At 41.0% G+C, this 14,135-nt stretch carries 14 protein-coding genes and 1 pseudogene; 10 read left to right on the top strand and 5 right to left on the bottom strand.

What is annotated here, in order from left to right:
- Both KZZ04_RS11575 and KZZ04_RS11570 read left to right on the top strand, forming a co-directional pair.
- Nucleotides 1-153 (top strand): annotated as a pseudogene (locus KZZ04_RS11575) (elongation factor Tu); the annotation flags it as partial.
- Nucleotides 154-396: 243 nt separating this feature from the next.
- Nucleotides 397-1,863: an NAD(P)H-hydrate dehydratase gene (locus KZZ04_RS11570; protein ID WP_138530667.1), complete on the top strand. Its 1,467-nt coding sequence runs from the start codon at nucleotides 397-399 to the stop codon at nucleotides 1,861-1,863.
- An 11-nt stretch (nucleotides 1,864-1,874) separates the two neighbouring features.
- Here KZZ04_RS11570 and KZZ04_RS11565 read toward each other — a convergent pair whose 3' ends face one another.
- The 5 genes from KZZ04_RS11565 to KZZ04_RS11545 form a co-directional block, all read right to left on the bottom strand.
- Nucleotides 1,875-2,381: a hypothetical protein gene (locus tag KZZ04_RS11565; protein WP_058405445.1), complete on the bottom strand. Its 507-nt coding sequence runs from the start codon at nucleotides 2,379-2,381 to the stop codon at nucleotides 1,875-1,877.
- An 86-nt stretch (nucleotides 2,382-2,467) separates the two neighbouring features.
- Entirely contained in the window at nucleotides 2,468-2,623 is a 156-nt protein-coding gene (locus KZZ04_RS11560) for a hypothetical protein (RefSeq protein ID WP_171034630.1), read from the bottom strand.
- A gap of 251 nt (nucleotides 2,624-2,874) precedes the next feature.
- A complete protein-coding gene (gene groL, locus KZZ04_RS11555; protein WP_058403831.1) occupies nucleotides 2,875-4,524 on the bottom strand; it encodes a chaperonin GroEL in 1,650 nt (549 codons plus the stop codon).
- Nucleotides 4,525-4,573: 49 nt separating this feature from the next.
- Complete coding sequence (locus KZZ04_RS11550; RefSeq protein ID WP_006791252.1) at nucleotides 4,574-4,861, bottom strand: co-chaperone GroES; 288 nt, start codon at nucleotides 4,859-4,861, stop codon at nucleotides 4,574-4,576.
- A gap of 110 nt (nucleotides 4,862-4,971) precedes the next feature.
- The gene (locus tag KZZ04_RS11545) at nucleotides 4,972-5,448 is read right to left on the bottom strand and encodes an FxsA family protein (protein WP_219422788.1); all 477 of its coding nucleotides are present in this window, start codon (nucleotides 5,446-5,448) and stop codon (nucleotides 4,972-4,974) included.
- A gap of 170 nt (nucleotides 5,449-5,618) precedes the next feature.
- On the opposite strand from KZZ04_RS11545, the gene cutA reads away from it, so the two are divergent.
- From cutA to mutL, 8 genes are all read left to right on the top strand, one after another.
- Complete coding sequence (gene cutA, locus KZZ04_RS11540) at nucleotides 5,619-5,939, top strand: divalent-cation tolerance protein CutA (RefSeq protein WP_058403829.1); 321 nt, start codon at nucleotides 5,619-5,621, stop codon at nucleotides 5,937-5,939.
- Nucleotides 5,939-7,729, top strand: coding sequence for a protein-disulfide reductase DsbD (locus tag KZZ04_RS11535; RefSeq protein ID WP_219422787.1), 1,791 nt, complete (start codon nucleotides 5,939-5,941; stop codon nucleotides 7,727-7,729). Before cutA ends, KZZ04_RS11535 begins: the two co-directional genes overlap by 1 nt.
- Before the next feature lie 229 nt (nucleotides 7,730-7,958).
- Entirely contained in the window at nucleotides 7,959-8,411 is a 453-nt protein-coding gene (aroQ, locus tag KZZ04_RS11530; RefSeq protein ID WP_058403827.1) for a type II 3-dehydroquinate dehydratase, read from the top strand.
- A 44-nt stretch (nucleotides 8,412-8,455) separates the two neighbouring features.
- A complete protein-coding gene (gene accB, locus KZZ04_RS11525; RefSeq protein ID WP_219422786.1) occupies nucleotides 8,456-8,917 on the top strand; it encodes an acetyl-CoA carboxylase biotin carboxyl carrier protein in 462 nt (153 codons plus the stop codon).
- Nucleotides 8,918-8,943: 26 nt separating this feature from the next.
- On the top strand, nucleotides 8,944-10,284 hold the full coding sequence (gene accC / locus KZZ04_RS11520) for an acetyl-CoA carboxylase biotin carboxylase subunit (RefSeq protein ID WP_058403826.1): 1,341 nt from the start codon (nucleotides 8,944-8,946) through the stop codon (nucleotides 10,282-10,284).
- Nucleotides 10,285-10,410: 126 nt separating this feature from the next.
- Nucleotides 10,411-10,878: a tRNA (adenosine(37)-N6)-threonylcarbamoyltransferase complex ATPase subunit type 1 TsaE gene (gene tsaE / locus KZZ04_RS11515; protein WP_058403825.1), complete on the top strand. Its 468-nt coding sequence runs from the start codon at nucleotides 10,411-10,413 to the stop codon at nucleotides 10,876-10,878.
- 27 nt (nucleotides 10,879-10,905) lie between these two features.
- On the top strand, nucleotides 10,906-12,249 hold the full coding sequence (locus KZZ04_RS11510; protein ID WP_138530673.1) for an N-acetylmuramoyl-L-alanine amidase: 1,344 nt from the start codon (nucleotides 10,906-10,908) through the stop codon (nucleotides 12,247-12,249).
- A gap of 36 nt (nucleotides 12,250-12,285) precedes the next feature.
- Nucleotides 12,286-14,127 (top strand): DNA mismatch repair endonuclease MutL, encoded by a 1,842-nt coding sequence (mutL, locus tag KZZ04_RS11505; RefSeq protein WP_058403823.1) that lies wholly within the window; start codon nucleotides 12,286-12,288, stop codon nucleotides 14,125-14,127.
- The last annotated feature ends 8 nt before the right edge of the window (nucleotides 14,128-14,135 follow it).

Here is a 14,135-nt window from a genome sequence, read left to right as displayed (position 1 = left end):
CCAGAAGGCGTAGAAATGGTAATGCCTGGTGATAACATCAAGATGACAGTAACTCTAATCGCACCAATCGCGATGGACGAAGGTCTTCGTTTTGCTATCCGTGAAGGTGGCCGTACTGTAGGTGCTGGTGTTGTAGCAACTATCGTTGAGTAATAATTAACGTTTTAGTTAATTAATACTAAAAAAACCCGAGCTTAGTCTCGGGTTTTTTAATGTCTGAAGAAAAGGGTTTAGTTTTCAGCTATCAGTTATTAGTAAAATGATCTGACCCCGATAATTACTCAGCTTGTAGTGCACTTTAATAAACGAATTAATCCCGATTAAAAAAGCTCACAAAGCTAGCCCCTAGATATGTGTATTTGATAAGGTAAAGTGTCACTGATTAAAGGAGTCCTCATGCTAAATAACCTAATTTTTACTGCAAAGGAAGTTAAGGGTAACGAGGCTCTGGCAGCCAAAAATAGCGATTGTGAGTTATTTACACTCATGCAGCGCGCAGGGGAGGCTGTATTCAACGCGTGGAAAAACTTTAATGCAAAGCATACCTTAGTCGTTGTGGGTCATGGTAATAACGCTGGGGACGGTTATATTACCGCGAGCCTAATTAAGCAAGCGGGTGAGCGAGTAACTTTGTGTGCCGTTAACCCTGAAAAAGCACTCACAGGAGATGCTGCAAAAGCGTTTAAATTGTGGCGTGATGAAGGCGGTGAAGTTAATGCTTATACGAGTGAGTTATTAAACCGAAGTGATTTAATTATAGATGCAATGCTAGGTACAGGGGTCACAAGCTCGGTTCGCAATAATTTTATTAAAATTATTAATGAAATTAACGCCAGTAATAAACCTGTACTGAGTATAGATGTTCCCTCAGGTATTAGCGCAGATACTGGCCAACCTTTAGGTATTGCTATACAAGCAAGTAAAACAATAACCTTTGTGGGTATTAAGCAGGGGCTAGCAACGGCTATAGGTAAACAACATTGCGGGGAGTTAATATTTGACGATCTAAATATTGGACCTGCATTTCTTGAGCTCGCTACTTCAAACGGCACACTTATAAATATTAAGAGCTTTAAAAAGCTTGGTGCGCGCAACCTAAATAGCCATAAAGGAACTCATGGTAAACTCCTCTGTGTAGGCGGCAATGAGGGAACGGCCGGTGCAATCCGATTAACCAGTGAAGCTGCACTTAGAGCAGGAGCGGGTATGGTAAAAGTATATACGCATTCAAGTTCTGTAGTGCCTGTAAGCATTGGTAGGCCAGAATTGATGGTAAGCAGTGGCAACCTACAACAAGCGCTTGAATGGGCTAGTAGTGTGGTAATAGGGCCCGGCCTTGGGCAAAATAAATGGGCACAACACACGTTTATAGAGGTTATATATTATTGCCAAACTAATAGCATACCACTGGTTATTGATGCCGATGCGCTAAATTTATTAGCTAAACAAACCTCATCTTACACGTTAAAGCAATGCGTACTTACACCACACCCAGGAGAAGCATCAAGGCTATTAAGTGTAACGACTCAGGAAATTGAATCTAATAGATTTGAAAATGCCCGACTGTGTGCTAAGCGCTATAACGCGACTTGTGTATTAAAAGGTGCAGGCACATTAATTGATAATGCAGAGAACACGTGGGTGTGTAAAGACGGTAATCCGGCACTGGCCGTTGGTGGTAGTGGCGATGTACTCACTGGTATTATTGGCGCCTTACTGGCTCAGGGTTTAAATATTGATGAAGCAGCGCGTTATGGTGTAACACTGCACGCTAAAGCCGGTGATATCGCCAGTGAGCGAGACGGGCAGCGGGGTATGCTCCCCTCAGATTTATTTAGCATAGTAAGACGGCTGTTAAACTGACTTTCATTAGATTAGTGTTTAGTAACTTTGCTTAAAAGCTTGGTCAGTATGAGATCTTTTTCTGCCTGAAGGAGTTTATCTTCAGTCGCTGCTTTTTCAATATTAGCAAACATCTCTAGGCGCTTTACTTTTTCATAGGCGAGCTCGCTTTTATTGAGCTCACTAACCAATACAGGTTTTACTACCCCAAAGTTAGGGTCCTCAATTTTATTAAAATCAAACTCTGCATCTAAATACTCACCGTAAGGTACGTTGTAAATAACAGCTATCCAGAGTTTTTTTTGATTTTCATCGCGAGAGTCTAACCAATGTGTTTTCGGAACTAAAATATCAGCCGAATAATAAATATCATCATAGAAAAAGTCACCATCAATTCTAAAGTAAGCGAGTGACTCTCCTTTACTGTCTGCCAGCTCTATTTCGGCCGTCAGTAATTCTTTTTTACTGCCGCTTAACTCAACAAAATCTTCTTTGCTTATCCCTATATAAGGGTTTTTAAATTTTTTACGTTGCTGCATTTAGTAATTAACTTCATAAATTATTAATAATAAATGTACAGAGTTTCGCAAGTACTTGTCTATTGTTAGCTAATATACGTAATCATTTATTCTATTTCTTCATCCGGCGGGTCGCCTGTGTCTTCTTTACGTTTTCTTTGCTCTTGTTTAGCTTTTTGAACATTTTCGTAGGTAGGTGGCGGAATAGGCATCAATGAGATAAGCGGGAAAAACGCTAAAAATAGATATGCCCCCTTTGGCATACTTTTGCCCTACGCTATCATTTTTAACAAAAGCCAAGCTATTAAAAGCAGCAATACCGAGACTAGGGTCACAAGCACCGAGAAGAAAGTAATTCCATTACTATTAAGTATGTCCATGGTGTCGCTTTTTAACTTATACGTTATTACTACTTTGGGGGTAAATTGAACAATATCAATAACAAAAGTATTAAAAAGCAAAAACCCAGCCGAAGCTGGGTTTTTATATAAGCAAGGTGCTTAAACGGTGATGATTACATCATGCCGCCCATTCCACCCATTCCGCCCATGCCACCCATATCAGGTGCACCAGCAGATTCATCTTTAGGGATTTCAGCAACCATAGCTTCGGTTGTGATCATTAGACCCGCAATAGAACCTGCAAACTGTAGTGCAGAGCGCGTTACTTTAGTTGGATCTAAGATACCCATTTCAATCATGTCGTTGTATTCGCCAGTTGCTGCATTGTAACCGTAGTTACCTTCGCCGCCTTTAACTGCGTTAATAACAACAGATGCTTCATCACCCGCGTTAGTTACGATTTGACGAAGTGGGGCTTCCATTGCACGAAGTGCAACTTTAATACCGTGGTTTTGATCTTCGTTGTCGCCAAGTAGTTCAACTAGCTTGCTAGCTGCACGTACTAGGGCAACACCACCACCCGGTACTACGCCTTCTTCAACCGCTGCACGCGTTGCATGTAATGCATCTTCAACACGGTCTTTTTTCTCTTTCATTTCAATTTCAGTCGCAGCGCCTACTTTAATTACTGCAACACCGCCGGCAAGTTTAGCCATACGCTCTTGTAGTTTTTCTTTATCGTAGTCTGATGTTGCTTCTTCAATTTGTGCTTTAATTTGAGCAACACGACCGGTAATGCCTTCTTCTTCACCAGCACCATCGATAATAGTTGTATCGTCTTTAGTGATAACAACGCGCTTAGCTGTACCTAGGTCTTCAACCGTTGCTTTTTCAAGCTCAAGGCCAATTTCTTCTGAAATAACAGTACCGCCAGTTAATACAGCAATATCTTGTAACATTGCTTTACGACGGTCACCAAAGCCAGGTGCTTTAACCGCTGATACTTTAACAATGCCGCGCATGTTGTTCACTACTAGTGTTGCAAGTGCTTCGCCTTCAAGGTCTTCTGCAATGATAAGTAGTGGCTTGCTTGCTTTAGCAACGGCTTCAAGTGTTGGTAGTAACTCACGGATGTTAGATACTTTTTTATCTACAAGTAGAATAAATGGGTTATCTAACTCAACGGCGCCTTTTTCAGCGTTGTTGATGAAGTAAGGAGATAGGTAACCACGGTCAAACTGCATGCCTTCTACAACATCTAGTTCGTTTTCAAGTGATTGACCTTCTTCAACGGTAATAACACCTGTATTACGGCCTACTTTTTCCATTGCCTCTGCAATGATGTCGCCAATTTCTTTATCAGAGTTAGCTGAAATAGTACCTACTTGAGCGATAGCTTTAGTGTCAGCACAAGGAACTGAAAGCGCTTTAAGTTCTGCAACAGCCGCAATGACTGCTTTGTCGATACCGCGCTTAAGATCCATTGGGTTCATGCCTGCAGCAACCGCTTTAAGGCCTTCATTAACAATAGATTGTGCAAGTACTGTAGCGGTAGTTGTACCATCGCCTGCTGCATCATTTGCTTTAGATGCAACTTCTTTAACCATTTGCGCGCCCATGTTTTCAAACTTGTCTTCAAGTTCGATTTCTTTAGCTACAGATACACCATCTTTGGTGATCACTGGAGAGCCAAACGATTTATCTAGTATAACGTTACGGCCTTTAGGACCTAATGTAACTTTTACTGCGTTTGCTAGGATGTTTACGCCCGTTAGCATTTTAGCGCGTGCGTCGCCTGCAAAAAGTACTTCTTTAGCTGCCATGTTTTAAATTCCTCTAAATTCTTAAATATGTGTTAAACGAAAAGTAGGCTTAGCCCACAATGCCTAAAATGTTGTCTTCACGCATGATCAGGTACTCTTGACCTTCGATCTTTTCAGTTTTCTCAACATATGAGCCAAATAACACAGTGTCACCGGCTTTTACTTCTAAAGCTCTAACGTCACCGTTATCTAAAATACGACCATTACCTACGGCTACTACTTCTCCGCGAGTTGATTTTTCAGCTGCAGAGCCAGTTAATACAATACCGCCAGCAGATTTTGTTTCTTCTTCTAGACGTTTAACGATTACGCGATCTTGTAAAGGACGAATGTTCATGTTTTTTAGTTCTCCTAACAGTTTCTGAACAGTACAGAAAAAAGCTTTTCTAATTTGCATTCATTAATGGGGGTAGAGTGAAAAATTCCAAGAGAAAAAATGATAATTTTTTAATCTTTTCGTTCAAACTCACCATCAATGGTTGTTGGTTGTTCGGTTTGATGTTGGTCACGCATTGAATGTGGTTGTTGAGTATAAGGTGAAGGGCCTTGTTGCATACCCGCACTCATTCGTACAGTTGCTTGACTTGCAAGGCCTGCGGCTAATTTATTACGAATTGCAGGGGTTAATAAAAGTAAGCCAAAAACGTCTGTCATAATGCCTGGCGTTAACAGTAGTATACCGGCAATAATAACGCATATTCCCGTAAATAATTCTTTAGCAGGCATTTGGCCTTGCGCCATTTGCGTTTGCGCATTTTGTAATGCGCCCATGCCTTGTTGCTTAACCATTTTAGCGCCTAAAACTGCAGTAATAACAACCAATGCAATAGTCGCTACACCGCCTATTACGTCGCTGACTTGAATTAACAATGCGATTTCGATAATAGGAATGATAATAAACAACACAAATAAAAATCTAAACATAATGCTCTCTAAATAGGGTACTCATAAGAGTTGATGAAATATAAGTGAGGGTTGATAGGTCTCTTTTCAAGGTTAATGAGTAGGTAGTGTCATTTAACTGGATTTCTACACATTGGCTTACCTATCAGATACTATGAAGCTAGACATCGTTCAACAAGTAAAGGTTCATAATGAATACACAATTTAAATTAATTTTTACTACCTGTAAAAACGAAGCTGAAGCACGCATGCTTGGCAAAGCCTTGGTAGAAAAAAAGCTGGCTGCGTGTGTAAATATTTTACCCGAAATGTCTTCTATTTATATGTGGGAAGGCGAGGTGAAAGAAATGACAGAAGTTAAAATGCTAGTGAAAACCAAAACAGAGAAAATGAACGATGTGTTTTTAACGATAAAAGCGATGCATAGTTACGAAGTACCCGAGATACAAGTTATTGACATAACAACCGGAAACTTAGCCTATTTTAATTGGATGGATGAGGTATTACATTAATGCGCTTTTTGTTTTTGCTATTAGTGACATTATTAATAGCCCCTGCGAAGGCTACACCAAATAATGTGCTTAACGATTTATTAGCGCCCGCGCAGCAAACCTTTTTACCGGTCACACAAGCGTTTGAGTTTGACTTTGATCAGCAAGGCCGCACCTTGTTTATTGGGTGGGATATTGCGCCAGGTTACTATTTATATAAACAAAAAATAGAAATACTCGCTAAAGACGCCAGCATTGAAGTAGGGAATTTAGGTGATGGCGAAATTATCGAAGATGAATTTTTTGGTAAAACAGAGGTATTTTTTCAAAGCGTTAGTATTATCAGCAAACTGAGTAACGTCAATGAAGGCGCTGTAGTAAAGGTGCGTTATCAAGGCTGCGCTGAGGCTGGGCTATGTTACCCGCCAGAAGTTATCACAATTCCATTAAGTGTTATTGCGGGCGAGCAACCGCAAAATGCAGGACCGTCTCGTACCTCAAGCGCATTAACCGATTCAACATCGCAACCAGATGCTGCTATCACTAAAAAAGATCTTTCGTTTACTGAGCAACTGGCAAGTCAAAGTTTAGCTATTAACTTATTAGTATTTTTTGCAGTGGGTGTGGGGCTTGCTTTTACGCCGTGTGTGTTCCCGATGTTTCCTATATTGTCGAGTTTAATTGCCGGGCAAAAAAACTTATCAACTAAAAAAGCCTTTGCACTTTCGTTCATATATATACAAGGTATGGCGGTAACTTATGCGGCGCTTGGATTAGTCGTTGCAGCATTAGGTGGGCAAGTACAGGGGTATATACAGCATCCCTATGTACTTATTAGCTTTAGCTTATTATTTGTATTACTGGCTATGTCGATGTTTGGGTGGTACGAAATAAAACTTCCTAGCAGCATGATGAGTAAGCTCACGCAGGTAAGTAATAATCAAAAAGGCGGCAATTATGTTGGCGTATTTTTGATGGGGGTATTATCGGGTTTAATTGCATCCCCTTGTACCACGGCGCCGCTATCAGCTGCTTTATTATATGTTGCGCAAAGTGGTGACTACTTAGTGGGCGGCTTAACGTTGTATGTATTGAGTTTAGGGATGGGGCTACCTTTATTATTGCTTGGCACATCAGGCGGTAAATTACTGCCTAAAGCGGGTGGTTGGATGGAGCAAGTTAAAACGCTGTTTGGCTTTGTGATGTTGGTAGTTCCGCTAATATTATTAGAGCGCTTGGTCAGTGCCAACATTATATTACTTATGGCAGGTATATTGGCGTTAGCTGCTGCTTTGTACTTACACCATTGGCAAAGTAATCAGCAGCAAAGTAAATTAAAAACAGCGCTATGGTTCGCGGCCATGTTGTTGGTATTTACTGGCTTTAGCTTAGCAAAAGACTATTTTTGGCCTGTACAAATTCAAGCAAGTTCACAAAACAATGAGTTTAAACACGTTGCCAATTTAGCCGAGCTAAAAGTCGCGATTGCTGACGCAAATAAACAAGACCGACTTGTTATGGTCGACTTGTACGCCGACTGGTGTGTGGCATGTAAAGAGTTTGAATATTACACCTTTCCTGATGAAAGAGTGCAAAAAGAATTTAGTCATTATCAGTTAATCCAAATCGATTTAACTGAAAGTGACAGTAAAACCATAGCGCTAATGGAAGAGTATGACGTATTCGGTTTACCGAGTATTTTATTTTTTAATACTCAAGGACAAGAGCTAAGTGCGTTGCGTGTGACGGGCTTTTTAAATGCTGACGATTTTGCTAAACATCTTGCTACAGTGCGTGCCAGCGCACAATAATAGTGCAATAAAGCCACTTAAGTTTACTAAGTGGCTTTGTTCTTCATACCTTTCAAAATGTACCTATAATAGTGATTGGACCAGTATTTTGCTGTTATTTACGTCGAAATCACTATAATACCCAGCTAACGTGAGAAAATGTTGCAAATTAGCTTTTTTATGCTTAGTTTAAAGTGAAAAAATAGCTGGCAATGGCTTAACTCATTACTTAGAGGGTATATCGCGTATTATGGCTGCAAAATTAAAGATTTTAGTTGTTAATGGTCCAAATTTAAACATGCTAGGAAAGCGCGAACCAGAAAAGTATGGTACGCAAACACTTAGCGAGATTATGAGCGAACTAACAGATACCGCTAATAGTCTGAATGTTGAACTTACGCACTTTCAAAGTAATGGTGAGCAAGCGCTCATAGAACGAATTCATAATGCTTGGCAAGCGGTTGATTTTATTATTATTAACCCCGCAGCATTTACGCATACAAGCGTTGCATTACGTGATGCATTGTTAAGTGTTGATATTCCGTTTTATGAGGTGCACTTGAGTAATGTGCACGCACGTGAAGCTTTTCGCCATCATTCTTATTTTTCAGATGTGGCACAAGGCGTTATATGTGGATTAGGTGCAATGGGTTACCACGCAGCATTAAATGCAGCAGTTAATCGGTCGCAAAACGCAATTTAATTTTAAAAATTAACACACTAACAAACTAACAGGCGGGTCGTGTAATGGATATTCGCAAGATAAAAAAACTGATCGAATTAGTAGAAGAATCGGGCATTGCTGAGCTAGAAATCACTGAAGGTGAAGAGTCAGTACGCATAAACCGTAATAACATGAGCGCGGGTCCGGCTTACCCACAATTTGCTCCACAACAATATGCACCAGCTCCTGCACAGCAGGCTCCAGCAGCACCTGTAGCAGTTGAAGCAGAAGCAGCACCTGCTGCACCAACGGGTCATCAGGTTAAATCACCTATGGTTGGCTCATTTTACTCAGCATCTTCTCCAGAGGCACCTGCTTACGTAGAAGTGGGCTCTAAAGTTAATGTAGGCGATACTTTATGTATCATTGAAGCCATGAAAATGATGAACCAAATTGAAGCTGATAAAGCGGGTACTGTACGCGCAATTTTAGCTGAAAACGGCGAGCCAATTGAATTTGACCAACCTCTATTCATCATTGACTAATAGCATAACGTAAAAGGCCAACTCTAATGTTAGATAAAGTAGTCATAGCAAACCGAGGTGAAATAGCACTTCGTATATTGCGCGCCTGCAAAGAGCTTGGGATCAAAACGGTTGCTGTTCATTCAACGGCGGATCGCGATCTTAAGCATGTATTGCTTGCAGATGAAACCATCTGTATTGGTAAGCCATCAGCAACAGAAAGTTATTTAGATATACCGCGCATTATTGCTGCGGCCGAAATAACTGATGCGGTAGCGATTCACCCAGGTTATGGTTTTCTTGCAGAAAACGCAGATTTTGCAGATCAAGTTGAACAAAGTGGTTTTGTATTTATTGGGCCAAAAGGCGACACAATTCGCCTAATGGGCGATAAAGTATCTGCTATTGCCGCAATGCGTAAAGCCGGCGTTCCCTGTGTACCGGGTTCTGATGGTCCTGTAACAGACGATAACGAACGCAACATGCAAATTGCTAAGCGCATTGGTTATCCGGTTATTATTAAAGCCGCTGGTGGCGGTGGTGGCCGTGGTATGCGTGTAGTGCGTAATGAAGCTGAATTAGTAAATTCAATTTCGTTAACGCAGCAAGAAGCTAAACAGTTTTTTGGTAATGGTATGGTTTACATGGAGAAATACCTTGAAAACCCACGTCATATCGAAGTACAAGTACTAGCCGACGGACAAGGTAATGCGGTTCACTTAGGTGAGCGCGACTGTTCAATGCAGCGTCGTCATCAAAAGGTTGTTGAAGAGGCTCCTGCACCAGGCATAACAGCTGAAACACGCAAGTTTATTGGCGAACGCTGTACACGTGCATGTATTGAAATTGGTTACCGCGGTGCGGGCACGTTTGAGTTTTTATACGAAAACGGCGAGTTTTATTTCATTGAAATGAATACCCGTATTCAAGTTGAGCACCCAGTAACAGAAATGGTTACAGGTATCGACTTGATCAAAGAGCAGCTAAAAATAGCAGCGGGTCAGCCATTATCGTTCACGCAAGACGACGTCGTTATTCGTGGCCATGCCATTGAGTGTCGAATTAATGCTGAAGACCCTGAAACGTTTATTCCGTCACCGGGTAAAATTACACGTTTTCACCCAGCTGGTGGGTTAGGTATTCGTTGGGACAGCCATATTTATGCTGACTACACAGTACCACCGCACTATGATTCGATGATTGGCAAGCTAATTACTTACGGCGAAAACCGTGATGTGGCTATTGCCCGTGCACGCAATGCACTAAACGAATTAGTAATCGATGGGATTAAAACAAACACGCCTTTGCATAAGCGTATTCTTGCAGATGAGAATTTTCAAAATGGTGGAACTAATATTCACTACCTTGAGAAAAAGTTAGGTTTGTAATCTTCCTAAAATATAAAAACCGGCTTAGGCCGGTTTTTTTATGCCTGAAACTTCAATTTATCGCCATAAATAAATAATCTGGTATGATTAGCCAATATGCGCTTTTAAGTTAATTTTGAGGTAGTAATGACCCGTAGTTTTGAATCTCACTTAAATGATGAACTTGCAACTGTTGCAATGGGTAACCAAGTAGCAGCGATTATTGAGCAAGGTGCTGTGATTTATTTACATGGTGATTTAGGCGCTGGTAAAACAACGTTTACACGTGGTGTAGTGCAAGGCTTTGGCCATACAGGCAAAGTTAAGAGTCCAACTTATACACTGGTCGAACCTTACGAACTTGAGCGTGCGAACGTATATCACTTTGACTTGTATCGTTTAGGTGATCCAGAAGAACTCGAATTTATGGGAATACGCGATTATTTTTCACCACAGGCTATTTGTATTGTAGAGTGGCCGGAAAAGGGGGGGGAATTTATTCCTGTGCCTGATTTAGATATAACGCTAAGCTATGTAGGTGACGAGCGTAAAATTGTAATCAATAGCGCCAGTGAGCGTGGTGCAGCAATTGTCGATAAACTAAAAAACAAATAATAAAATAGTGAAGGCAGTAATTATCAAATGAATCGAGGTGTAATTAAACGATTAGTTTACCTCATGGTTTTTACCATGAGCTTTTCTTTGTGGGCACAAAACACAATAAATAGTGTACGTGTTTGGCCATCTCCTGATAGTACACGCGTCGTATTTGATTTAGACGATAAACCTGATTTTAGCTACTTTATGCTTAAAAACCCAAGCCGTTTAGTGGTCGATTTAGAAAACACCAAAGAGCTTAAAATACTACCGGGTGTACCACCTAAGCACCAGATTGTTAGCAAATTACGTTACTCAAAGCCTAAAAATAAACAAAGTGTTCGCTTAGTGTTTGAACTAAGCGAGCCTGTAAAACCGGTACTCTTTGCACTTGCGCCTACGGGGCCTTACAAAAATAGGCTTGTGGTAGATTTGTATAATAAAAGTGAGCCTAAGGTGGTTCCTTCACCTGCACAAAAAGCTGCTAAAAAACGCCAACTTAGCCAAGAGCGAGATATTGTAATTGCTATTGATGCAGGGCATGGCGGTGAAGATCCTGGCTCAATAGGGCCATCTGGTACGTATGAAAAGACGATTACATTGCAAATTGCTAAACGCCTTGAGCGAATGATCGACGCTGAACGAGGCATGATTTCGCGAATGGTACGAAGCGGCGATTACTTTGTAAAACTTAATACACGTACACATCGAGCTCGTCAGAAAAAAGCAGATTTTTTTGTATCTATTCATGCTGATGCTTTCACAAGCCCAGGCCCTAATGGTGCATCCGTTTGGGTTTTATCACTGCGTAGAGCCAACTCTGAAACGGCCAAATGGATAGAGGATAAGGAAAAACACTCTGAGTTACTGGGTGGTGCGGCTGATGTAATCAAAGATGCCACTAACGAAAAATACTTAGCGCAAGCATTGCTTGATATGTCGATGGATCATTCAATGAAAACCGGCTTAAACGTTGCCGAAGAAGTGGTTAAAGAACTTCGTAAAGTTGCTAAACTTCATAAAAAAGACCCGCAGCATGCTAGTTTGTCTGTACTTAAGTCGCCTGATATTCCGTCTATTTTGGTCGAAACTGGGTTTATATCTAACCCTCGAGAAGAAAAATTACTAAAAAGTCCAAATCATCAAGAGCGGTTAGCAAAAGCGATATTCACGTCCATTAAAAATTACTATTTGAAAAATCCACCGGATGATTCGTTGTTTGCAAAACTAAAGTCGCAATACCCCACCAAACATAAAGTACGTCCGGGTGAGTCTTTAAGCATGTTGGCAAATCGCTATGGGGTGAGCATCAGTAAAATAAAAAAAGTAAATAAGCTGAGCTCAAACACGCTTTTTATTGGTCAAGAGCTCGACATACCGCAAAGTTAATCACATAAATCAGTATGCAGTTTGCTAGGAAATATCATGAATATTGAAATACTACCCGCTCGTTTAGCCAACCAAATTGCCGCAGGTGAAGTGGTTGAGCGCCCAGCGTCGGTAGTAAAAGAGCTTGTTGAAAATAGCCTTGATGCAGGTGCAACGCGTATTCAAATTGATATAGAGCGTGGCGGTCATAAGCTAATTCGTATACGTGATAATGGCTCTGGCATAGGTAAAGAAGAGCTCACACTGGCGCTTTCCCGTCATGCAACAAGCAAGCTAAAGTCACTTGATGATTTAGAAAATATTTGCTCACTTGGCTTTAGAGGCGAGGCATTGGCCTCTATTAGCTCAGTATCGCGATTAACACTCAGCTCCAAACCTAAAACTCAAGACGCTGCGTGGCAAGCATTTGCAGAGGGTCGTGATATGGCTGTACAAGTTAAGCCGATTGCCCATCCTGATGGTACAACGATTGAGGTTAAAGATTTATTTTTTAATACCCCTGCACGGCGTAAATTTTTACGTACCGAAAAAACAGAGTTTACCCATATAGATGAGCTTATTAAGCGCATAGCGCTGAGCCGGTTTGATGTATCGATTACGTTGACCCATAACGAAAAAGTAGTTAGGCAATACCGTGCAAAAACAGATCCCGCTCAAGCAATAACGCGTGTTGCACAAGTTGCAGGTAAAGCGTTTGCAGAGCAAGGGCTCCATATCCAATCTGGAGAAGCTGGTTTACAACTGCATGGCTGGGTTTTACCTGTTGGCTCAGCTAATACAACACAGTACACGTACGTAAATAATCGTATGATGCGCGATAAGCTAATATTACACGCTATTCGTCAGGCGTTTGAAGAAGTGAGTGGGGTACAAGAGTTACCTGGGTTTGTGATTTATATTGATATTGACCCACGCCAAGTTGATGTAAATGTGCACCCAGCAAAACACGAGGTACGTTTTCACCAAGGCCGTTTAGTTCACGACTTTATATTGCAAGCTATTAAGCAAGTAGTAGTGCCATTACAAGGTGAGTTTAACAATGAAGCAGTAATGACAACGGATGAGCATTTTCCTCCCTTTACTCATGCTGTGCATTCGTCAACATTTAAAGACGAAGCCAGTGGCAATTTCGACTATCCTAAGTCTCAGTTACAACCAAGTTACTCAGCTAGTTCGGGCTCATCAGGTGCTCCTGGGGCTAAAAATAGTAGTGGTGAGTACAGGGCTCCATCCAGTGCAAATCATCAAGACGTGAATGCGTTTTATCAGGGAGTGAGTGAACAACACGCAGCACACTTTGATGCGGTGGCGCAAACCACTCAGCAAGATTCATTAGTACCTAAGCAAAGTACTATGAATAGGGTGTCTATTATTAGCCTGAATGATGGAAATTGCGTTTTTGGTGCCCAGCAGCAACTTTATTGCTCACATTTTAAATACGTCTTGGTTGATGATTGGCATGAACAAATTAAGGAGCTGGGGAGCCTTGAAGGTAAAGCATTGTTATTGCCTGTACGGGTTAATTTATCAAAAGAGGATTGTTTACTAATAGAAGCACAGCAATCGTGGTTCACGCTGCTAGGCTTTGAATTAGTAATTGAAAAGCAATTTGTTATGGTTAAAAAGTTGCCTTCATGCTTGTATTTACTTGATGTAAGTAATGCCGTTGACGAACTGCTCAGTGCGTGTAAAAAATCGCTTGAAAACATAGAGAGCTGGTTAAAATGGCAGGCTGAATGTATACCGCCGCGCTTTTATGCAAGCAATGTATTTATAACTCAACAAATGCGCTTACAAAATAATCCGCAAACTATTGAACGCTTGCGTGAAAAAGCAGTTAAAATAGAGCTAAGTCAGTATTTAGCGCAATTAAATTAGGGTGTTCG

The sequence above is a fragment of the Pseudoalteromonas sp. CR1 genome, from assembly GCF_019392235.1.
In the GTDB taxonomy this organism is placed as follows: Bacteria; Pseudomonadota; Gammaproteobacteria; order Enterobacterales; family Alteromonadaceae; genus Pseudoalteromonas.
This window is presented reverse-complemented; position numbering and strand designations above follow the sequence as displayed.

What these genes read in the sequence shown, in the direction of transcription:
- KZZ04_RS11570 (WP_138530667.1), top strand. Translation starts at nt 397, where the DNA reads ATGCTAAATAACCTAATTTTTACTGCAAAGGAAGTTAAGGGTAACGAG.
- KZZ04_RS11565 (WP_058405445.1), bottom strand. Translation starts at nt 2,381, where the DNA reads ATGCAGCAACGTAAAAAATTTAAAAACCCTTATATAGGGATAAGCAAA.
- KZZ04_RS11560 (WP_171034630.1), bottom strand. Translation starts at nt 2,623, where the DNA reads ATGCCAAAGGGGGCATATCTATTTTTAGCGTTTTTCCCGCTTATCTCA.
- groL (WP_058403831.1), bottom strand. Translation starts at nt 4,524, where the DNA reads ATGGCAGCTAAAGAAGTACTTTTTGCAGGCGACGCACGCGCTAAAATG.
- KZZ04_RS11550 (WP_006791252.1), bottom strand. Translation starts at nt 4,861, where the DNA reads ATGAACATTCGTCCTTTACAAGATCGCGTAATCGTTAAACGTCTAGAA.
- KZZ04_RS11545 (WP_219422788.1), bottom strand. Translation starts at nt 5,448, where the DNA reads ATGTTTAGATTTTTATTTGTGTTGTTTATTATCATTCCTATTATCGAA.
- cutA (WP_058403829.1), top strand. Translation starts at nt 5,619, where the DNA reads ATGAATACACAATTTAAATTAATTTTTACTACCTGTAAAAACGAAGCT.
- KZZ04_RS11535 (WP_219422787.1), top strand. Translation starts at nt 5,939, where the DNA reads ATGCGCTTTTTGTTTTTGCTATTAGTGACATTATTAATAGCCCCTGCG.
- aroQ (WP_058403827.1), top strand. Translation starts at nt 7,959, where the DNA reads ATGGCTGCAAAATTAAAGATTTTAGTTGTTAATGGTCCAAATTTAAAC.
- accB (WP_219422786.1), top strand. Translation starts at nt 8,456, where the DNA reads ATGGATATTCGCAAGATAAAAAAACTGATCGAATTAGTAGAAGAATCG.
- accC (WP_058403826.1), top strand. Translation starts at nt 8,944, where the DNA reads ATGTTAGATAAAGTAGTCATAGCAAACCGAGGTGAAATAGCACTTCGT.
- tsaE (WP_058403825.1), top strand. Translation starts at nt 10,411, where the DNA reads ATGACCCGTAGTTTTGAATCTCACTTAAATGATGAACTTGCAACTGTT.
- KZZ04_RS11510 (WP_138530673.1), top strand. Translation starts at nt 10,906, where the DNA reads ATGAATCGAGGTGTAATTAAACGATTAGTTTACCTCATGGTTTTTACC.
- mutL (WP_058403823.1), top strand. Translation starts at nt 12,286, where the DNA reads ATGAATATTGAAATACTACCCGCTCGTTTAGCCAACCAAATTGCCGCA.